Source organism: Sporosarcina sp. BP05 (genome assembly GCF_014282005.1).
Lineage (GTDB): Bacteria > Bacillota > Bacilli > Bacillales_A > Planococcaceae > Sporosarcina.
Window position 1 is genome coordinate 396,084 of the sequence record NZ_JACFTD010000002.1, and the last position, 20,766, is coordinate 416,849.

19 protein-coding genes are annotated in these 20,766 nt (G+C 39.0%); 16 read left to right on the forward strand and 3 right to left on the reverse strand.

Annotated features, from left to right (window positions below):
- Positions 1-45: 45 nt before the first annotated feature.
- Positions 46-834 carry a helix-turn-helix domain-containing protein gene (locus tag H2672_RS03750; protein WP_186669117.1) on the reverse strand — a complete coding sequence of 263 codons (789 nt, stop codon included), beginning with the start codon at positions 832-834 and terminating at the stop codon, positions 46-48.
- 280 nt (positions 835-1,114) lie between these two features.
- Here H2672_RS03750 and H2672_RS03755 point away from each other — a divergent pair, with 280 nt between their 5' ends.
- Positions 1,115-1,990, forward strand: a complete 876-nt coding sequence (locus H2672_RS03755) for a DUF3895 domain-containing protein (protein WP_186669120.1) — start codon at positions 1,115-1,117, stop codon at positions 1,988-1,990.
- Positions 1,991-2,254: 264 nt separating this feature from the next.
- Here the strand turns inward: H2672_RS03755 and H2672_RS03760 are convergent, their stop codons facing one another.
- Entirely contained in the window at positions 2,255-3,220 is a 966-nt protein-coding gene (locus tag H2672_RS03760; protein WP_370569592.1) for a S8 family peptidase, read from the reverse strand.
- 1,255 nt (positions 3,221-4,475) lie between these two features.
- On the opposite strand from H2672_RS03760, the gene H2672_RS03765 reads away from it, so the two are divergent.
- Together H2672_RS03765 and H2672_RS03770 are read left to right on the forward strand one after the other, a co-directional pair.
- Positions 4,476-4,658, forward strand: a complete 183-nt coding sequence (locus H2672_RS03765; RefSeq protein ID WP_186669124.1) for a hypothetical protein — start codon at positions 4,476-4,478, stop codon at positions 4,656-4,658.
- Positions 4,659-5,190: 532 nt separating this feature from the next.
- On the forward strand, positions 5,191-6,990 hold the full coding sequence (locus H2672_RS03770) for a DNA/RNA non-specific endonuclease (protein WP_186669126.1): 1,800 nt from the start codon (positions 5,191-5,193) through the stop codon (positions 6,988-6,990).
- Positions 6,991-7,071: 81 nt separating this feature from the next.
- Here the strand turns inward: H2672_RS03770 and H2672_RS19520 are convergent, their stop codons facing one another.
- Positions 7,072-7,203, reverse strand: a complete 132-nt coding sequence (locus H2672_RS19520) for a hypothetical protein (RefSeq protein WP_255485295.1) — start codon at positions 7,201-7,203, stop codon at positions 7,072-7,074.
- 245 nt (positions 7,204-7,448) lie between these two features.
- Between H2672_RS19520 and H2672_RS03775 the strand changes: the two genes are divergently transcribed.
- From H2672_RS03775 to H2672_RS03835, 13 genes are all read left to right on the forward strand, one after another.
- Positions 7,449-8,240, forward strand: coding sequence for an IclR family transcriptional regulator (locus tag H2672_RS03775; RefSeq protein WP_186669128.1), 792 nt, complete (start codon positions 7,449-7,451; stop codon positions 8,238-8,240).
- A 40-nt stretch (positions 8,241-8,280) separates the two neighbouring features.
- Positions 8,281-9,747: an alpha-ketoglutaric semialdehyde dehydrogenase GucD gene (gene gucD / locus H2672_RS03780; RefSeq protein WP_186669130.1), complete on the forward strand. Its 1,467-nt coding sequence runs from the start codon at positions 8,281-8,283 to the stop codon at positions 9,745-9,747.
- A 46-nt stretch (positions 9,748-9,793) separates the two neighbouring features.
- Entirely contained in the window at positions 9,794-10,210 is a 417-nt protein-coding gene (locus tag H2672_RS03785) for a dihydrodipicolinate synthase family protein (protein ID WP_186669145.1), read from the forward strand.
- Positions 10,211-10,518: 308 nt separating this feature from the next.
- Positions 10,519-11,469 (forward strand): U32 family peptidase, encoded by a 951-nt coding sequence (locus H2672_RS03790; RefSeq protein ID WP_186669147.1) that lies wholly within the window; start codon positions 10,519-10,521, stop codon positions 11,467-11,469.
- Between the two features lie 88 nt (positions 11,470-11,557).
- A complete protein-coding gene (locus H2672_RS03795; RefSeq protein ID WP_186669149.1) occupies positions 11,558-12,499 on the forward strand; it encodes a fumarylacetoacetate hydrolase family protein in 942 nt (313 codons plus the stop codon).
- 84 nt (positions 12,500-12,583) lie between these two features.
- Complete coding sequence (locus H2672_RS03800) at positions 12,584-13,720, forward strand: 2-keto-3-deoxygluconate permease (protein WP_186669151.1); 1,137 nt, start codon at positions 12,584-12,586, stop codon at positions 13,718-13,720.
- A 51-nt stretch (positions 13,721-13,771) separates the two neighbouring features.
- Positions 13,772-14,896 (forward strand): UxaA family hydrolase, encoded by a 1,125-nt coding sequence (locus H2672_RS03805; RefSeq protein ID WP_186669158.1) that lies wholly within the window; start codon positions 13,772-13,774, stop codon positions 14,894-14,896.
- A gap of 25 nt (positions 14,897-14,921) precedes the next feature.
- Positions 14,922-15,239, forward strand: coding sequence for a UxaA family hydrolase (locus H2672_RS03810; RefSeq protein WP_186669160.1), 318 nt, complete (start codon positions 14,922-14,924; stop codon positions 15,237-15,239).
- Between the two features lie 52 nt (positions 15,240-15,291).
- The gene (locus tag H2672_RS03815; RefSeq protein WP_186669162.1) at positions 15,292-16,449 is read left to right on the forward strand and encodes a UxaA family hydrolase; all 1,158 of its coding nucleotides are present in this window, start codon (positions 15,292-15,294) and stop codon (positions 16,447-16,449) included.
- Between the two features lie 634 nt (positions 16,450-17,083).
- The gene (locus tag H2672_RS03820) at positions 17,084-17,767 is read left to right on the forward strand and encodes a GntR family transcriptional regulator (RefSeq protein WP_186669164.1); all 684 of its coding nucleotides are present in this window, start codon (positions 17,084-17,086) and stop codon (positions 17,765-17,767) included.
- A 53-nt stretch (positions 17,768-17,820) separates the two neighbouring features.
- Complete coding sequence (locus H2672_RS03825) at positions 17,821-18,663, forward strand: acetaldehyde dehydrogenase (acetylating) (protein ID WP_370569599.1); 843 nt, start codon at positions 17,821-17,823, stop codon at positions 18,661-18,663.
- A complete protein-coding gene (gene dmpG / locus H2672_RS03830) occupies positions 18,660-19,667 on the forward strand; it encodes a 4-hydroxy-2-oxovalerate aldolase (protein WP_186669175.1) in 1,008 nt (335 codons plus the stop codon). The genes H2672_RS03825 and dmpG overlap by 4 nt, the downstream gene beginning before the upstream one ends.
- Before the next feature lie 25 nt (positions 19,668-19,692).
- Positions 19,693-20,727, forward strand: a complete 1,035-nt coding sequence (locus tag H2672_RS03835; RefSeq protein ID WP_186669177.1) for a TRAP transporter substrate-binding protein — start codon at positions 19,693-19,695, stop codon at positions 20,725-20,727.
- Positions 20,728-20,766: the final 39 nt, after the last annotated feature.

Below are 20,766 nucleotides of genomic sequence, written 5' to 3' on the forward strand. Positions count from 1 at the left end.
TGAATTTTGGTTGTTATCTGTTGCATAGGCACCCACACAATAATTTCATCGAGAGAAAAACCCTTCAACTGGCACGTCATAATCCATGAAAGTCTCACTGAATAAAGATTTGCCAATCAGTTCGCGCAAAATCCCTGAATAATAGCCGGGCAGATTTCGGACTTTTTTCGATTTGGTAGTTTGAATAGCAATACGGAGGGCCTGCATGGCCAATTGCTCGAACAGCTCCCCTTTGTCTTCGTGAATGCTGAATTTTAACATTTGCAGGGACTGTTTCCGGTAGACACCGTAAAAATCACGTGCTAATTTACTTTCTCCGATGGTTGAAGAAAGATGAGATTTCATCCTGCCAAAAAGTGTAGTAGGCACAATTTCCGAAGGAGACGTTCTTTTAAGGTCTTTAGTATTTATCGCTTTAGAAAGAAAAGCTTCGAATTGCGGTTTAGCGGGTTCTACCTTACTGGCAGTAGGCTTTTCATCACTCTTAGGGGTGCTCATTTTCGACTGGTCACTAGTAGGTTTAATGACGTAAATGTTAGCGCCTAGACCGCTAATGACAGGGCGGATATAGTGGATGCGTTCGATAATTTCGAGCTTTTCTAATTTGCGAATGGCGCGTCGTACAGTCGCGTTGGATTTCAAAATAGCCTTTTCGATTGTTTCGTGTTTCAAATGTGCAGCGCCGTATTTGAAGGAGTAACGACGGATAATATCAAGAACAGCCCGCTCTGTTTGGTTCATAGCATCCCAATTCGTAAGTACATGTTGCCTCGTCGCAGCGTCCAGACCGTGTTTATTTGTGAAGTGAGCGTATTCAGAAAGGTAAGTTGTCATAAAGAATATCCCCTTTATTTTTTATATAGAAGAAATGTGGGGGATAGGGGACAACTTTGTGAAAAAAGTTTTACCTTCGACAATTCGGGGAAACGATAATTGCATAGGAAAGAAGGTAACCTTTTAAAACTAGTTTTATCACTGTTGTTTTAATTTTAGTTATTAACCAATGAATTTTTTGAAGGTAATGAATTACCAGTAGTTTAGTAGTGGATTTTATTATAACAATTGGTATAGTTAAAATATAACAAAATTAAACTATACTGGGGGTGTCGATTTAATGGAAGTTGCATTAGTTTCAGAAGAATTAACTGAAGTACAAATGAAAAAACTCTTGGCTTTTCAAAAGAAAAAGAAAATAGAAGCTTTTCAACTGGCTCTTGCTGAGTATCGTGATGCAATTGGTGAGTGGGATATGACCAATTTTCAAGATGCAGGTCCTAGGTGGAGGGAGATTGGTGCATTAAAGTGTGATTGTGGAAAAGTTCTACGCTATCAATACACGGTGACAAATCGCTTAACCGCAGAGATACATAACTTTGGCATTCATCATCTGCAGGCGGAAACCGGGTTTTCTGATCAAGCAATTCGGGGAATAGGGAAGTATTTGAATGCTGCAGATCGTGAGATTGAAGAAGTTGAACAAAGACTTAAAGAAAACTGGCGTCTAACTTTCGAGATACCAGAGTCGTTGGAGCTACCTGATGAATTGCAAAGTACACTCGATGACGGATTGCCACTATCGAAGCGAGGAGAAGAACAACTAATCCGTCTTGTGAATGAAGCGCAACGGCAAGAATGGAGAAGTTTGCCCCCACAAAGAGCGCCGATTTTAGAATATGAAAGGAAATCGATAAACCTTTTTGGGGAATTGGATTTTACTAATGATACAAAACCAATTGGACCTTTCGATTTGAAAGAATCGGAAAAAGCATTTGTCATCGGGATGCTAGAGAGTGGTTGTAGTAGCAGTATGGTAATCGCTGAGGAATTACACAATGCAGGACATTATACCGAGCGTTTTTTAACAGGACGAACGAAACTATATCCCCAATGTGTATATTATATGGATAGACTAGTTGAAGAGGGACGGGCAGTCTTGATTCAAGACTTTGGCCTACAAGATCGAATGTATAAGTTAGCGGAAATAAAATAATAGCAGAATTCACTATTCAACAAAGGAGCTGAAAAGTGAATTCTGCGCATACGACAGTTGAATACGTCGATTTTATTGAATTGGTATTTATCATTAGTGTAATTATGTGTAGGGTAACGCACCAACTGAAGCGCCTATTCCGAACAAGGTTAACTCCTGATTCCATACTCATCCATTTAGCGAAACGTGGCCAGGGGAAACCATAGCCGCGTTTTGTATTTATTGATACGTGGAAAAATGGTAGTGCACCACTTTTTATTCAAATCACTGCGAACTCAAAATCAACTCTCTACTTTCTTTCTCAAATACATTAGTCAAATGCTCAAGCACCGTCAAATAAACAAGCCCGTTACCTTCAAGCTTTGGCGAGAATCCTAGTGGAACGGTCCTTTTAATTAGCTGGGCATAGAGCTCTGGCTCTGAAAGTTCTCGACCGAAACTGTTGTTGACCAATCCTTTGATGAGGGCTAGTGCTCCGGAAACATGGGGTGCAGCCATTGACGTTCCGCTTAATGTTGCAAATTTCCCGTTTAAATAGGTAGAGAGGATCTTTTCACCCGGAGCAACTACATCGATTTCATTATGAGAGTTGGAAAAATCGGAAGGGCGTCGCTCAAGATTTATGGCACCCACACTAATGACTTCGTTATAACGGCCTGGATAGGCGAATTCATCGGTTGAATCGTCGCCGTCACCCTCGTTTCCGGCTGCACAAACTACGAGGATATTATTTGTGACCGCTTTTTTAATCGCTTCATGAAGTTCTGGCAAATCGGTTGGGCCGCCTAGTGACATGGAGATAATATCCACCTTTTGTTCAATCGCATAATTGATGCCGTTGATAATCCAGCCATATTGTCCCGAGCCTTTTCTATTCAATACCTTCACGATAAGCAAACTAGCTTCAGGGGCTACTCCAACTACGCCTTTATCGTTCTGTTGTGCAGCAATCGTTCCAGCAACGTGCGTGCCATGACCATTGTAATCAAGGTATATATCGGGATTGCTTCCATCATCGTCCGTAAAGTTCTGACCGCCTATAATCTGTTCTTGTAAATCCGGGTGGCTACTATCGCACCCTGTATCCAGGATAGCTACCGTGATACCTTTTCCTTTTGTTTCCTTCCAAATTGCGGGTGCTTGAATTAATTCCACGCCCGGTGGAACTTCATGGACCTCCGTGGCTTGAGCAATCACTTCGTATGGAATTACATGAACTAAATTCTCCACTTTATACCTCCTCATTGTATGATTTGCAATCTGCTAAGAAAGAGACTTTACCAGTATTTAGTCACGGTTGCAGTAAAAATAGTAAACTATTTGTTTCTATTAGTAGTGCTTGCTACATACTATAATTGAACGGAACCTACATAGTCAGTCGCAGTAGGTCCTCTACGTGCAAGCTTAGTCTATGATCATTAACTAAATACGAAGAAGTCTAGCCTTGGCAATGAATCTAGCAAAATGCATTGCACTTTTGGAGACAATTCATCATATAATAAAAAACGTGACATAGAATAAAAAGGGACTGGGCGTTTGAACACTCAGTCCTATATTAATAATCTGTAAGACAAAATCATGTTCGACTTTACGTATCGTACGATGGTGTAGCTGGTTGGGTAGGAAAAGCATTTGGCCGAGAAGAAAGAAGTAATTGTCCACACGTCTGCCGATGGGGGGCGGTTACTTCTCTCTAGACAGGAAAACGATAACTGACAACGACACCGACATAAAAGCAATCCATCCACCAGATAGTGACATGAGTAAACTTAGTACTTCGTATGTTGTCATTGGTTTTCACCTCCTTTCATTTCAAAGGGCTTAAAAATCCTTCCTCTATTCTTTGTAGATAAATTAAAACCAAGATGCATATTTTATAGGGTTGAAAAATTATATAAAAAGCCCTACTATTATGTATATGTGAAATCAATATGTATATGTCTATTTGCGACGGGAAATTCCAGAAACAAAGTGTGATATCCACTATAACCCAAGGATAAATATGGGATACCCTCATGTAAATCGTATCATAAACTGACTATTCAGTCCAATCAATTATTCAATAGATTGAATAATTGATTCAGAAGCCTTATGTAAGATTAATCCATTTTAGCGCTTAGTCACTAGTGCAGCCCGGAACTTAAAAGAAATTTTTCAATTAGTAGTACATGTTACATATTTTGGGTAATTGTTACGTGTAGATTGTGTAACGGTAAGTCCTAAATGCGCATGCTGCTAAAATAAAGTTGAGCTATGCTTGCTTTTTAATCAATGACTAAAACGAGGGTAGATAGGGCGCAAAATCCATGTAAGAGTGGATTTGGCCGCCTTTATTGATAATTCATCATAGAATAAAAAACGTGGCAGGCAATTAAAAGGGATTAATTGATTGAACAATCAGTCCTAAAGTGGTATACTAGTAAATGTAATGCAGGTCAATAGTGCACATCTTTCGACTGTGTAAATAGTTGGATAGAAAAAGCATTTGGCCGAGAAGGAAGAAGTAATTGTCACACGTCTGCCGATGGGGGGCGGTTACTTCTTTCTTGATAATAAAAAGATTACTGACAAAGTCACCGATATTAATGCAATCTATTCACTAGATAGTGAAATGAAAAAGCTTAGTATTTCGTATGTTGTCATTGGTTTGCACTTCTTTTCATTTTGAAGTACCTAACTGTCTGTTATACATACTCCTCCCATAAACTAAAAAACTTTATACGTAACTCATTATTATGTATATGTGAAATTAATATGTATATGTCGAATTGTTGTAGAAAATGCTTTTTTTTTTTGGAAACCATTTTTCAAACTATGAAATAAAGATCCAACTCCTATAGGAAGACAAAATAAAAAACGTTCTAGACACAAAAGTGTCTAGAACGTTTTTTTGAATTTCTTGAATCTTATACTGATGCTTGTATTTATCAGATAAAACGCTGTGAAAACGGGTCTTTAATGACTAAAGTCGCAATTGGATAATTATTGGTCTAAAGACTTTATTAAATTATACTGAAGAAATACCTTTTAAAAAAATGCCTCTAATGTTAGAATAATTACAATAATTGAAATTATTTCAAATTGAACTTATGAATAAATGTTTAAATTGTACGTAACCATCCCAAAAGCATCGGAGCTAATTGAAGGAAATCTTTATTTCAATTTATAAGGCTCGATTTTAAAATCTAAGGAGGAGAAACATGTCCATTAAAAGACTTGAAAAGTATCTGGATTTTAATGTGGATCTTGTGGATTCGCAACAACAACAAGCATTAAAGCGTTACATCACGCGTATTAGTGAACGTGAACGTATTGCTAGCGAACTGAAGACTAAAAATCCTCTTGAAGTAGATACGCCTGAACGAGTGGCGTTTCGCAAATCGATGATTGATCCACGTGATGGACTTGCAATTGAGCGTATTATTGGCGAAGATGATTTGCTTCCTATTTCTTATCTTGCAGCGGGGCTTCAAGCAGCCAATCCAGTTTGTAGAATTGAAATCCGCGATCGTATAGGCAAAGTTCTCGGACATGCTACAGGGTTTCTTGTCTCACCCTCATTATTGCTTACAAATAATCATGTTTTGGGGAATTACAATACGGCCCAGTTCAGTGTCGCACAATTCAACTATGAAGTTGGTCTAGACTTAAAGGAGCGCCCGGTGAAAAGCTTCCATTTTACACCTGAGCGTTTCTTTATAACGGATCAAAAGCTTGATTTCACATTAGTCGCGATAGAGGAAGTGTCATCTGATGGCACAAAAATAAGTGATTTTGGGTTCTTGCCTCTCCTACCTCAAACGGGCAAAGGGCTAGTTGGTGAATGTGTATCAATTATTCAACATCCACTAGGTGCACCCAAAGCTGTAGCAATCAGAGAGAATCAGATAATGGATGTATTTGACGATTACATGCACTACACAACAGATACCATGCCAGGATCCTCCGGTTCACCTGTATATAATGATGAATGGATTGTCATTTCCCTCCACCATGCAGGAGTTCCAGATCCAAAGAACGGGACTGAATTTATAGCCAATGAAGGGATTCGTATTAGCAGCATTATCCAGTTCGTCGTGGAGCAAGGTACCAACTTGAGTGATGATCAAAAATTGTTAATGAAGGATATTGTGAAGGAATGGGAAATTCCTGGTCAAAGCCATCAAGAGGTGCTAGTAGAAGAGCTAAGCGATTCATGGTATGAAGGTTTGACCGGTTACGACACTCAATTTCTAGGTAATGATTATGACGTTCCTCATCCGGTATTCCGGTCTGATCTTGAGCAGGATATTGCCCAGTTAAAAGACGGGAGCAATGTGCTTCATTATACGCATTTTTCAATTGTCATGAGCAAGTCGCGCCGTTTAGCCTATTATACGGTGGTGAATATTGACGGCAATCAATTGATGAAGATTGGCCGTAACGACAAATGGTATCTCGATTCCCGCATTGAAACAGCGTACCAGTGCGGTCCTGAATTATATAAAAATAATTCGCTTGATCGGGGACATCTTGTCCGTCGACGTGATCCTGTTTGGGGAGATTCAGCAAAAAAGGCAAATGAGGATACGTTCCATTTTACAAATTGTGCCCCTCAGGAAAGTAAGTTGAATCAAAAAAGTTGGCTAGATCTGGAGAATTACATTTTAGACAATGCCGAAAACTCGAATCTTAAAGTGACAGTGTTTACTGGACCCGTTTTTCGGATGGATGACATTATTTATAGGGGAGTTCAGATACCGGCAGAGTTTTGGAAAATAGCCGTCATCGTTAAGAAAGACGGGAATTTATCTGCAACTGCTTATTTACAGACTCAAAAAAGTCTTATTGAGGATTTAGAATTTGCTTACGGCGAGTATAAAACATATCAAGTACCCATTTCAAAAATTGAAGCGATTACAGGTCTTGATTTTGAAGACTTACGCAATTATGATCCACTCAATCTATTGGAATCAACAATAGGATATGTCATTGATGCATCCGGGGATATCAAACTTTGAAGTTATGTATAAAAGTCCGCTGTGAAATTAGTGAAAATGAAAACCGCTTAGGGCAATATATCCTAAGTGGTTTTCATTTTCTTAAACCTTAAATCGATTAACCGCTAAACTCAATTCCTCACTCAACTCCGTCAACCTCTCCGCTCCATCCTTTACAGATTGAATCGCACGAAGTTGTTCATCTGTTGAAGCACTTACTTCTTTACCATTCATAAACCAAATAATACAATTGAAAATCCGCATTGGACACTTAGTCAAATACGGGTTTTGTGGCTTCTTAAACTTTACACGGATTTACTGCCATACTCCACTGGAGTGAAATAAAAATTGTAAATTGTCTGATAACCACTTGTGCACTCGGAAAGGTCATGGTAAGATATATTTAGTTTAACAGGGAAAACTTGGTTTTTTATAATAAACCGTTGTAATTTATCTTTAAGCTAGAGGTGAAAAGGTATATGGAAAAAAAGTATTGGGTTCCATCTATAGAAAGAACAGACATGGTTTTAAAAAAAATAGGTCAGTCACCAAATCAATTACGATTGATAGACTTATCAAAGGAATTGGAAATAAATAAAAGCTCCTTGTTTTCTCTGTTGAATACTTTAGAAAATTTAAAATGGATAACAAAAGAAGGTGATACGTATAATCTTGGTCCTGCTCTCGGAGCACTAAGTGCGGCGTATTTAAACCAGTTCAATATACTTCAATCGTTCCATAAAGAAGCGGGATTCTCAGTTGCGGTTATTAATGAACATATACAACTAGGAATCTTGGAAGAAGAAGATGTGATTTATCTTGGGAAAATGGAAGGCGACTCAAGAGTCCGACTTGTTACAAATCCTGGAATGCGTTTTCCAGCTTACGCATCTTCAATTGGTAAAATACAATTAATTGGACATACAAAAGAAGAATTGCAAAAAAGATTTGAAACCAGTGATTGGGAACAAAAAACACCAAACACAATATCATCCCTTGATGAACTTTACGAAAATGTACAACTTGCCAAACGCGATGGATATGCAATTGAGAATGAAGAAGCATCACTAGGATTCCATTGCGTAGCTGCCCCTATTTATAACTTTGAAAATAAAATCATTGCTGGTGTTAGTTTTACAATGATGAAAAGCAGTTGGGGAACGAAAAAAGATGCAGCAAAAGATGAAATACTAAATCTAGCATTTCGATTATCCCAGATTGCAGGGTATTCAGGCCATATGAAACAGGCCGTCAATAAAGAAATAGAATAATCCATTTTGAAAATAATAATTCTGAAGGAGCTAACCAATTATGCAAACGCTATCTAAAGAGAAAGTTTTCAACAATCTGATTAACAACGAATGGGTGGAGTCATCTTCACGGAAAACAATTAAAAGCATTAGCCCGTTAAATAAAGAAAATGTAGTCGGCTACGTTCAAAACTCAAACAAAGAAGACTTGGAGAAAACAGTCAATGCAGCACATGAAGCGAAAAAGGCTTGGAGGAAAATTGGTCAAGCAGCAAGGGGACAATATTTGTTTAAAGTAGCAAATATTCTTGAGGAAAACATAGATGATATTGCTGAAACAATGACCAGGGAAATGGGTAAAACACTTCCGGAGGCAAAAGGAGAAACCGCACGAGGTGTTGCAATTCTTCGCTACTATGCTGGAGAAGGAATGAGGAAAGAGGGAGATGTAATTCCATCTTCCGACAAAGACGCGCTTATGTTTACAAAACGAACGCCACTTGGAGTTGTTGGTATCATTACGCCGTGGAACTTCCCAGTAGCTATTCCAATTTGGAAAATTGCACCTGCACTTGTTTATGGTAATACAGTTGTGTTTAAGCCTGCAACCGAAGCAGCTGTTACGGCTACGAAAGTAGTGAATTGTTTCGTTAAAGCGGGATTGCCTGCTGGAGTACTGAACTTCATCACAGGTTCAGGATCCGTAATTGGCCAGGATTTAATTGAACATCCCCTTCTGGACGCGATTACATTTACTGGTTCTGAAAACGTAGGTGAAGGTGTAGCGAAATCAGCGGCAGCCCGCGGCATTAAGTTCCAATTAGAAATGGGTGGGAAAAATCCGGTTATCGTTACGAAAGACGCTGATATTGATGTAGCAGTAGAAGCGGTGATTAGCGGAGCTTTCCGGTCATCCGGTCAGAAATGTACAGCCTCAAGCCGCGTAATTGTAGATGAGCAAGTTTACGATAGATTCGTAGACAAGCTGGTTACAGAAACTAAAAAAGTCACTGTAGGCGATGCGCTAAAAGAAGGAATCTGGATGGGCCCATCTGCTAGTGAAAGTCAGTTTAATACAGTCAAACAATATATTGAAATCGGGAAAGAAGAAGGAGCTACCCTGTTAGTTGGCGGGGAAGTACTGACTGGAGAAGAGTTTGAGAAAGGTTTTTATATTACACCAGCCATTTTCGGAGATGTGCAATCAGATATGAGAATTGCTCAAGAAGAAATCTTCGGCCCAGTTATTGCATTGCTCCGTGCAACAGACTTGGAAAATGCAATTGACATCGCTAATGATACAAAGTACGGATTGAGTGCATCAATCTTCACAACTAATATAGGTTCTATCCTTGAATTCATTGACGAAATTGAGGTTGGGTTAATTCGGATTAATGCGGAAAGTGCAGGAGTAGAACTTCAGGCACCATTCGGGGGTATGAAAGCATCGAGTACTGGATCTCGCGAACAAGGACAAGCGGCAATAGAATTCTATACAGCCATTAAAACAGTCTTCATCAAATCATAGTCAACCAAACTACCAGGATTGGTTAAAGGAAAGGAAGCGAAGTTAAATGAAATTTCGCGGAATTATCCCTCCATTGGTCATCTTGTTTGATGAAACTGGGGAACTTGATATAGATTTGAATCGAAGATACGTAAACGAACTGCTTAGACATATCATTCATGGTGTACTTGCAGTGAACCCTTTTTATTGGAAACTTTCCGATGAGCAATTATATAACTATTATTCTATCATCGCTGAAAGCACGAAGTTGCCCGTTATTCTATATAACATTCCTAGTCTAACGGGTCAATCGCTGTCAGTTGAATTAGTAAAAAGGCTCGCTTGTAATTACTTGAATATTCGCGGTATAAGGGAAGCTGCTCGCAAGATTAGTCAGATTCGGGAAATGATTACAGCGGTGAAAACAGTGAGAGAAGACTTTATGATATTTTCCGCTTTTGACGAACATTTATTGCCTGCATGAACGATTGGATCTGTAGGTAGTATTAATTGGAGCAGCGTCTTCGCTCCAGAAGTTTCGGTTGACTTGTATGAAGCATACCGAAAAGAAAATCTTGCTGAAGCAGAAATAGAACATAAAAGACTACCCCTGTTAATGGGGATTTATATTATTGGACCAGCCTTTTCACGGCGTTGAAAGAAGCAATTCATCAAAGATGGCTATCAGAAAAAGCAGGACATCGGGCACCATTTGATGTATATCCTGCAGATCTATCAGAACAGGTCTCATCTTTATAAAAAAATAATTGAAAAGAAAGAAGGAATGAAATTATGAAAGAATCTCGCGAACTATTAGAAAAACTAGGGTACCCTTCAACAGATTATAAAGAGCTTCCTACATCAACGAAAACGTTTCCAGACGGCGCTCAGTATCGTATTGAGATACCAAGTGTTGAAGGACCGGTTGCTCTAAAAGCAGCATTGGCCGAAATTGACAAACGTGGTTTAACTGTTCACAGAGTGTCTCAAGGAAGTGGAATTATGCTTCAAACGGATGAAGAAATCAAGGAAATGTGTGAGCTTACTGCTGAGAGAGGCATGGAGCTTAGCCTGTTCGTAGGACCCCGCGGAACATGGGATATCAGTGCACAGCCGTTGACAAGTGGCGGGCAGTCTATTGCCTTGCGCCATGAAGGAGCAGATCAACTAGTTTACGCAATGGAAGACTTAAAAAGAGGAGCTGAACTTGGATTGCGAGGTGCATTAGTCGCAGACGAAGGTCTACTTCTCTTGACAAAAGAAATGAAAAAAGCCGGACAATTACCCGAAGACTTTGTAGTGAAGGCATCTGTTCAAATGGGCTCGGCAAATCCGGTTTCGATCAAACTAATGCAGGACCTAGGTGCAGACACATACAACGTGCCAACTGCACTTACGCTAGCCAAACTTGCGTCTATCCGTCAATCCATCGATATTCCAATCGACTTATATGTTGAGGTGCCGGATAACTTAGGTGGCTTCCTTCGCTACTATGAAATTCCGGAAATTATTCGTGTTTTGGCTCCTGTTTATATTAAATTCGGGCTCCGTAATCATCCCGATGTGTATCCTTCAGGAAAACAGTGGGAGAAAATAAATGTAGAACTAGCTCAAGAACGTGTACGTCGCACGGCACTTGGGGTACAAATGATCGAGCGATATTATCCGGAAGCAAAAACATCAAAACTTGGAGCTGAAGGACTAGGTATTCCAGTGAAAGTTGACAACTTAGTAACAACATAAGATTTTTTTCATACTTGAGATACGCAAAATAATTAGCTTATCTCAAGTATTTTTATTTCAGCAAAATAATAGTTAAGGGGGAAACTAGATGAAATTCATGACTTTCCGTTATCAATCAACAACACGGCTCGGTGTGTTACAAGAGAATAGCGTTTTGGATTTAAATGCTTTACATAAATTGTATAACAATGATGATTTTATATTACCTACTACTATGGAACAACTAATTCAGATGAATGAAAAGTCACTTCCTTATGTTGAACAACTTCTCAGATACTATGAAAATAATGAGGGTGTTTTAACGGATATTTCATATAATCTCTCGGAAATTGAAATTTTAGCACCGGTTCTAACACCTGAAAAAATCATTTGTGTCGGTTTAAATTATATGGATCATTGTATAGAAACAGGACTAGAGCCGCCAGCATCACCAGTGATTTTCTCGAAATATGCGAATGCAATAATTGGTGAAAAAGATGCAATCGAAATTCCAATAAATTCTACTCAGGTAGATTTTGAAGCAGAACTCGTAGTTGTAATTGGAAAAGAAGCAAAAAGGATTACTGAAGAAGCTGCTGAAGAATATATTTTTGGTTATACAATTATGAATGATGTCAGTGCTAGGGATCACCAGTTTTCCGATGGCCAATGGGTGCGGGGGAAAACTGCGGATACATTTGCACCGATAGGTCCGATTATCGTGACAAAGGATGAGGTGGATGATCCTAATAATTTGGATATCTATTTAACGTTAAATGGTGAAGTGATGCAACAATCAAATACAAAAAACTTGATTTTCAGGATACCGTACATCCTATCCTATTTGTCACAATCGATCACGTTAAAACCAGGGGATCTAATTGCAACCGGGACTCCTCCTGGCGTAGGAATGGGAAGAAATCCGAAAGTTTGGCTGAAGGACGGAGACCAGTTATCTATTTCCATTGAAAACATTGGAACGCTTACAAATTCCGTTATCAAATCAGTAGGACTTGAAAGTAAGCGAAAAGAAAGTTTATCTTCACTTTGATATAAATGAAGATTCGTGGAATCACTTACGGGAGTCGTGAAAGCGATTACAATTTTCTGGAATAATAAAATTGGGGGATGAAATATGAAAATCAAAAAGGCAATCGATAAAGTTCCTGGAGGTCTCATGGTTGTTCCATTGTTGGCAGGCGCGTTTTTAAATACGATAGACCAGCTTCATATTCCGTTTATCATGAATATGTTAAAAAGTCTTGGTGTCTCGGCCACAGATGCCGGGTATTATGAATTCTTCAAAATTGGAGGTTTTTCACAAGCGTTATTTAAAGATGGCGCTTTAACATTATGTGCGCTATTCCTGTTTTGTGCGGGGAGTCAAATGAACCTTCGTGTAGGGGGGGCAGCACTTAAAAAAGGCGTTATTTTAACAACTTCAAAGTATGCTGCAGGTGTAATCGTCGGGATTACTTGGGGTCTGCTATCTGACCCGGTCAACGGTTTCCTTGGATTATCTACATTGGCAATCATCGCAGCAATGACTAATGGGAACGGCGGAATGTTCGCAGCGTTAACAGGACAATATGGAAATCGTTCCGACGTAGGTGCAACAGCCGTCCTTTCACTTAATGATGGGCCATTCTTCACCTTGATGGCACTGGGCATGATGGGAGCCAATTTCCCTTTGATCGCCTTCATCGCAGTTCTCTTACCGATAATGCTTGGAATGCTTCTAGGGAATTTGGATGGCGATATTCGAGAGTTTTTATCTGCCGGTGAATCATTGGTAATTCCGTTCTTTGCTTTTGCATTAGGTGCAGGAATGAATCTATCCGTCTTCTTTAATCCGGAAGTGTTGGGTGCCGGTGTTGCACTAGCGTTAATGACTGTTATCCTTTCTGGTGGTGCAATGGCACTGGCATTTAAAATCTTTCGCGAGAAAAGTGTCATTGCACCTTGGGCTGAAGCATCCACGGCAGGAAATGCGGTCGCTACACCTGCTGCAATTGCGGCGGCGGCTACTGTAGCTGCAGGATCTGGATTAATGAGTACGGCAGACGCACTTGTCTATCAAAATCTCGCAACCGTTGCCACTGCTCAAATCTCAATTGCGGCCATTTCGACCTCATTACTTGTCCCTGTTGCCGTAATTCTTGCAGATAAATACCAAAGGCGAAAAGGGATTGATGGAAGAGTAGAACTTGCCGTGAGTAAGGAGAAAAAGGCGAAAAATAGTGTACCAGTCGTAGAAGACGTACAAGCATAATATAAACGAAGTGATTAAGGATTTCCTACTAATGAAGGGTGAGATAAGCAGATGGCATATACATTTGAAGGTTATTTAAGAAAAGATGGAACTGTCGGTACGAGAAATTATATCGGCGTTGTAAGCTCAGTTGTGTGCTCTAGTGTCATTGCCAAAGAAATATCGGACCGCTTCCCTAAAGCGATTCCCATTGTCCATGCAAATGGTTGTGCACAGCTCGGTGATGATTTCCAATTGACGAAAAACATGTTGGTTGGAGTCGCTTCGAATCCGAATCTTCACTCTGCACTTCTCGTAGGGTTGGGGTGCGAAACAAACCAAGTTAGCGGTTTGCTTCACAGCATTCCGAAAACGAAGCCCGTAAAAGGAATTGGAATCCAGCAAATGGCTGGTGGAGAAAACACTGTAAACAGAGGTGTTGAAATAATTGGCAAATGGTCGAATGAAGTTGATGAAGAAAAAAGGGAACGACTACCGCTATCCAATTTGACTGTCGGGATTGTAACCATCGATACAGATGAGGATACGTTAAGAAAAGTCACACCAGTCGTTGGCGGACTCATCAATCTATTAATACAGAACGATGCAACGGTTGTTATGGGACTGTCAGAAACGTTAGAGCCGGCCGGATTGCTATTAGCTAAACGAACTAATCATGAAGAAGTGGCAAACAGATTAAGAAAGTTAGGCGAAGGAGTAGAACGGAAACAATGGAAGGAAATTAAGAAAGAACATAGTACTGTTCTAGGATTTACTGAAGAAGAAAAGACCTTTGCTATTTTAGAATCAGAATTAACAGGGGCGAACCCGATAAATAGCTTGCTCAATTACAATGAAAAGCCTCAAAGCAAAGGACTCCATTTATCATCGGCGACAACTAATATAGTTGAAACTTTCTCAACTATGGCATCAAGCGGTTGTAATATTGTACTAGTTGTCAGCAGCAGAGGAATTCTAACGGGTTCAATCGCATTACCATGCATGACGATATCACCGGAGAGTAAAAGTGGCGCTTTCGATGAACTGACGGATTATATTATTACAGAAGAAAGTACGGATGTCCAAGTAGAGAAATTAATGAATGAACTTATCGCTATTAGTTCAGGCAAACAAACAAGTCTTGAGAAATTCGAATTAGGAGAGTTCTCTATTCCACATATAGGAACTACATTTTAATAACAAAAAAAGGGGGGGAATGACGATGGAAATGAAATATAATGCACTGAAACTAAATGTAAATGATAATGTAGCTGTTGCGCTAACGAATATTAAAGCTGGTGAAATGCTTTCTATACAAGGTGTAGATGAAAAACTTAAAGTGGAAGATGCTATTGCATATGGCCATAAAGTAGCCACTGCTTATATAGGACATGAAGAGAAAGTTATTAAATATGGTGAATGTATGGGGATGTCGACAGCGGAAATTCATCCAGGCCACCATGTACATGTTTTTAATGTTCGCGGTCTGAATGAGGAAGAACGGTTATCTTCGTTGAAAGAACATGCTGTTTCCATTTAATACGAAAATCAATTAATTAATTAATTAAAGCTTGAAAAGGAAGGTGTAGTCGATGAAAACATTCGAAGGATATCGCAGGCCCAATGGAAGTATTGGTGTCAGGAATCATGTTATTGTTATTAACACTGTCGGTGAGCTCGCGAGCTTCACAAAGAAAATGGCGCAGCTAGTCCCAGGTGTCATACCAGTCGTGCATCAAAGTGGAGAAGCTCAATTTAAGGAAGACTATGAACAGACGATTCGCACGTTAAAAGGGACAGCGGGGCATCCAAATGTAAGTGGCGCTTTATTTTTGGGTATGGGTGAAGACAAACTTGCCAAAGAGATTGAGGAACTCTTAAAAGATGAGAATCATCATATTCATGTGGTTTATTTTAATAAAGATAAACCAATTACTGAGGTCCTTAAAGAAGGCAAGGAATGGTTAGAAAAAGCAATGGAGAGAAGTAAAGCGGAAACAAAAGTAACGGCGGATGTCACGGAGTTAATTATCGGGCTAGAATGTGGTGGATCAGATGCTTGGTCAGGTGTTACTGCAAATCCAGCAATCGGAGCTTGTTCAGATTCCATCGTAAGGGACGGCGGTACAAGTATTTTAGCGGAAACAACAGAAGCAATTGGAGCAGAACATATATTAGCCCAACGAGCAGTTAACCCAGAGGTGGGAAAGAAACTCCTTAGAGTTGTAAAAGAATATGAGAATCGCATAAGAGCTACAGGTGAAGATATCAGATCGGCAAATCCAACGCCAGGAAATATGGCAGGAGGATTAACTACATTAGAAGAGAAATCTTTAGGGTGTATTAAAAAAGGCGGAAATTCTACTTTAATGGAAGTTATTGAATACGCAAAAACGCCATCAGAAAAAGGCTTTATCTTTATGGATACACCTGGCTATGATGTAGAATCGGTAGCTGGTCTGGCGGCTGGTGGGGCGCAAATTGTGTTGTTCTCCACAGGTAAAGGTTCTCCGACAGGATCGCCAATCGTACCTGTTATAAAAATCGGAACAAATCAAAGATTATATGAGATTATGTCCGAACATATTGATGTGAATGCCGGTAAAATAATCGAAGGTTTAAACACAATAGAAGAAATAGGGGAAGAAATTTACGGAAAAGTGATGACAACTGCTAATGGTTCTATCACGGCTTCCGAAAAACACAAAAACCAAGAGTTTGCAATTTGGAGATTAGCTGAAACTAAATAATACAAGTAAAAACCTACTTAGGACAATCTGTCTAAGTAGGTTTTCAGTACATACAGCTTAAACCAATTAACTGCCTGACTTAATTCCTCATTCAACCCTGTCAGCGTCTCTGCCTCATCCGTATCAGACTGGAGTGCGTGAAGTTGTTGCCATCGTCTTTATGTGCTGCGCCTTTATGGATTTCTTCATAATATAAAAGAATTAACATCAAAACTTGAAGCAAAAGGACTGGGTATCCCAGTGAAAGTAGAAGAACTAGTAACGACATAAAAACTTTAAATATTTGTAATTATTTAAAAATATAACCTCAATACATCTATCTTTAAAGAAAAATGTTGCAAACGAAATAGCGTTTATTTATATCTGTTCCTAATTAGTTTGGAAGAAAAAGTGATATCATATTTGAGTAAATCAAGCATGAAATGTCCTGGAATAAGCAAGGAAAACTGAAAATGGGTGATTTTTTAATAACAAATTAATACACTTTGCTTCAATCTTATCTTCGGAGAAAGTTCATATTCCATTACGTGGTAGGAAAAGTATACAGCATCCTAGGTGAATAACGTATTGACAAATCTGTTTATTCAAACTAGAATAAATATTGTTAACAGTTAACAAACTGGAGTTGAGGAAAATGAATAATATTGATTTAGTTAGTATCAATAAGGAAAAAACAGGTGAAAAGGTTTTGGTGATTTTAAGGGAAAAGATTATGTTAGGTCATTTGAAATCTGGATTTCATTTAAAAGAAACGATTTTGTCAAAAGAACTAGGCGTCAGTAGAGGTCCTATCAGGGAGGCGATAACACAACTTGAAAGTGAAGGCCTTGTATCCACGCAGTCAAATGGAAGAACGGCTGTGGAGGGCTTTTCAATTAAAGATCTTGAAAACTTATACAATACAAGAATTAATCTAGAAACGTATGCAATTTCGCAACTCACTTCAAAGGATATTGAAAATGGAAAAGCCGATCTGTATCGATGTCTCGAATTGATGGAGGAAGGTTATGAAAAAGGGGAGCGTGATGTTGAAGCGGACTTACTATTTCATGAATTACTTATAAAAAGTACTGGGAATAAAACATTAATACAATTGTGGAAGTCGTTGCAAGGAATAGTGAAAACGCTAATAAATGTAACTTCAGATTATACCGGGCACCAAAAAGAAATTATTGAAGAACATATATTGGTAGTGAAATCTCTTGAAGTGGGAGAATTTAAGAAAGCACAAGATCTATTAGAGCATCACCTTAAAGGTGCGTTGGAATTTTATAAAAAAGCAGCCATATTGTTACGAGAGGATGAAAATGAAAAGTGAATACTAAAACAAATGTAGCCATCATCGGTTCTGGAAATATAGGAACGGATTTAATGTATAAACTGCTTAGAAGTGAAACACTTCAACCAGTGGTAATGATTGGGGTAGATCCGGAATCTAAGGGATTAACCTTAGCCCGAGAAAATGGATTAAAAACATTTGATAATGGAATACAAGGTTTTGAAGAAAACCCAAATATGGCTGATATCCTATTTGACGCAACATCAGCAAAAGCCCATTATAACCACGCTGAAATATTGAAGGGGTTAGAAAAGAAAGTAATCGATCTAACGCCTGCTGCAATTGGTCCTTTTTATGTTCCTTCTGCTAGCTCAAATTCAGATTCAATAGAACAACATGATAATGTAAATATGGTTACATGTGGAGGACAGGCTACTGTACCTATAATGAAAGCGATTTCAAACATCGTACCTGTTGAATATGGAGAAATCGTTTCTACTGTAGCTAGTAAAGGCGCGGGACCAGGGACTAGACAGAATATTGATGAGTTCACTAAAACGACAGCACTCGCCCTAGAGAAAGTTGGCGGAGCTAAGAAAGCAAAGGCTATTATTATATTAAATCCAGCGAATCCGCCACTTCTAATGAGAAATTCAATTTTTGCCAAAATCGAGGCTGGTCATGAGAATAAAGAAAGTGAAATTATTGATTCTATATTAAAAGTAGTAGAAGTCGTTCAGGGGTATGTACCAGGTTATCGACTAATCTCGGCTCCAGAAATTAAAGACGGTATTGTAAAGGTGTTTGTTGAAGTTGAAGGTCTTGGAGATTACCTACCCAAATACGCTGGTAACCTTGATATAATTACTTCCGCGGCTGTGAAAACAGGGGAACTAATGGCTATTTCACTGACTAAAAAGGAGAATGTTCGATGAGTGAAAAAATTATAATCAATGATGTAACCCTTCGTGATGGAATGCATGCAATTTCTCATCAGTACAGTAAAGAGCAGATTGTTCAATTAACTGAAATAATCGATGATGCCGGAGCAGACATTATTGAAGTTACACATGGCGATGGACTTGGTGGAAGTTCGATTCAGTATGGATTCTCTAAGGTGTCAGAATCGGAAATGATTTCAACAGCAGTGGCAACTGCCAAAAATGCAAAAATTGGAGTTCTTCTAGTTCCTGGAATTGGAACAATTGATCAATTGAAAAATGCAAACGATTTAGGTGCTTCAGTTGTTAGAGTTGCAACACACTGCACAGAGGCGGATGTATCGGAACAGCACATAAAGGCTGCTAGATCATTGAATATGGATACAGTTGGGTTTCTAATGATGGCTCACAGAACTACGCCAGAAAATCTTCTTGAAGAAGCGAAAAAGATGGAAGCGTACGGAGCACAAACCATTTACGTTGTAGACTCCGCAGGGGCATTGACAATGGATGGTGTGCGCCAAAGGGTTTCATTATTTAAAGAGAATTTGGGTGTATCCGTAGGTTTCCATGCACATAATAATCTATCTCTTGGCGTTGCGAATTCAATAGTAGCAATCGAAGAAGGTGCCACGCGAATAGATGCGAGTCTTGCGGGAATGGGGGCTGGAGCAGGAAATGCGGCACTTGAACAATTAATAGCAGTCATGAACAAGTTAGGAATTCCACATAATATGGACTTATATAAGGTAATGGATGCTGCAGAATATATTATGAAACCTATGATGCCAAGACCAGTTCAGATTGATAGACTCAGCCTAACGCTTGGTTATACTGGCGTGTACTCATCATTCTTGTTATTTGCAGAACGTGCTGGAAAAGAATATGGGGTAGATGCAAGAGATATCTTGACTAGGTTAGCAGAACTCGAAGCAGTTGGCGGTCAAGAAGATTGGATTATAACGGTAGCGCAAGAATTGGGGTTAGTTAAGAATTAATAAAAGGAAAAGGGAGTGTTAATTTATGAAGAAAAATAAGCTGTTGTTCTTTATGCTTTTAATATTAACAGTTATTATGGCGGCATGTTCTGAAGTAGATTCGAAAACAGAACCAGAAGGTACTAAAACATCAGATGACAAAGAGTTTCTTATTAAAGTCGGACACGCGGCATCTCAAGATCACTTCGCACAAGATTCAATAGAGAAATTCAAGGAAATTGTTGAAGGAAATAGTGACGGGAAAATTAAAGTGGAAATTTATCCGAATGGTCAACTTGGCGGGGAACGAGAAATGATTGAAGCTATCCAACTTGGGAATTTGACAATGGCTTTCCCATCATCTGCTCCGTTAGTATCGTTTTCAAAGAGTATGGCACTATGGGATCTCCCGTATCTATTCAAAGATCATGAAACTGCATATAAAGTTTTAGATGGTGAAGTAGGACAGGAAATTCTTGATTCGCTTTCTGATAAAGGAATTAAAGGACTTGTATATTGGGAAAATGGTTTCCGCCATTTAACAAATAATAAAAGACCAATTGAAAGTGTTAGCGATATGAAAGGCATTAAAATACGTACGTTAGAAAGCCCAATGCAAATTGGCGCATGGTCTGCAACCGGTGCTAATGCAACTCCAATTGCATTTACTGAACTGTATGCTGCATTGCAGCAAAAAACAGTAGATGCTCAAGAAACACCACTTTCACTTATGTACGCGATGAAGTTTTTTGAAGTTCAGAATAACTTAACACTCACTGGGCATCTTTATTCTCCATGGCCTGTAATCATAAGCCAAAAGTTTTACGATGGGCTCACTGAAGACTTGCAGAATGTTGTTATGGATGCAGCTATTGAAACGCGTGATTACAATAGACAACTTTCTTTAGAAGATGAGGCGAAATCACTTGATCTATTGAAAGCAGAAGGAATGGCAGTGGTAGATTTAACAGAGGAGCATAAAAAAGAATTCCAAGATGCTATGAGAACAGTTTATGATGACGTTAAAGCTGAAGTTGGAGAAGAAATTTACGATAAGTTAATGAAAGAAGTAGGTATGTAAAATAAACTATATTTATTAAAAAGGAGCATTGAGATATGC

Coding starts and splice junctions, on each gene's coding strand:
- H2672_RS03750 (WP_186669117.1), bottom strand. CDS start 834: ATGACAACTTACCTTTCTGAATACGCTCACTTCACAAATAAACACGGT.
- H2672_RS03755 (WP_186669120.1), top strand. CDS start 1,115: ATGGAAGTTGCATTAGTTTCAGAAGAATTAACTGAAGTACAAATGAAA.
- H2672_RS03770 (WP_186669126.1), top strand. CDS start 5,191: ATGTCCATTAAAAGACTTGAAAAGTATCTGGATTTTAATGTGGATCTT.
- H2672_RS19520 (WP_255485295.1), bottom strand. CDS start 7,203: ATGAATGGTAAAGAAGTAAGTGCTTCAACAGATGAACAACTTCGTGCG.
- H2672_RS03775 (WP_186669128.1), top strand. CDS start 7,449: ATGGAAAAAAAGTATTGGGTTCCATCTATAGAAAGAACAGACATGGTT.
- gucD (WP_186669130.1), top strand. CDS start 8,281: ATGCAAACGCTATCTAAAGAGAAAGTTTTCAACAATCTGATTAACAAC.
- H2672_RS03785 (WP_186669145.1), top strand. CDS start 9,794: ATGAAATTTCGCGGAATTATCCCTCCATTGGTCATCTTGTTTGATGAA.
- H2672_RS03790 (WP_186669147.1), top strand. CDS start 10,519: ATGAAAGAATCTCGCGAACTATTAGAAAAACTAGGGTACCCTTCAACA.
- H2672_RS03795 (WP_186669149.1), top strand. CDS start 11,558: ATGAAATTCATGACTTTCCGTTATCAATCAACAACACGGCTCGGTGTG.
- H2672_RS03800 (WP_186669151.1), top strand. CDS start 12,584: ATGAAAATCAAAAAGGCAATCGATAAAGTTCCTGGAGGTCTCATGGTT.
- H2672_RS03805 (WP_186669158.1), top strand. CDS start 13,772: ATGGCATATACATTTGAAGGTTATTTAAGAAAAGATGGAACTGTCGGT.
- H2672_RS03810 (WP_186669160.1), top strand. CDS start 14,922: ATGGAAATGAAATATAATGCACTGAAACTAAATGTAAATGATAATGTA.
- H2672_RS03815 (WP_186669162.1), top strand. CDS start 15,292: ATGAAAACATTCGAAGGATATCGCAGGCCCAATGGAAGTATTGGTGTC.
- H2672_RS03820 (WP_186669164.1), top strand. CDS start 17,084: ATGAATAATATTGATTTAGTTAGTATCAATAAGGAAAAAACAGGTGAA.
- H2672_RS03825 (WP_370569599.1), top strand. CDS start 17,821: ATGTATAAACTGCTTAGAAGTGAAACACTTCAACCAGTGGTAATGATT.
- dmpG (WP_186669175.1), top strand. CDS start 18,660: ATGAGTGAAAAAATTATAATCAATGATGTAACCCTTCGTGATGGAATG.
- H2672_RS03835 (WP_186669177.1), top strand. CDS start 19,693: ATGAAGAAAAATAAGCTGTTGTTCTTTATGCTTTTAATATTAACAGTT.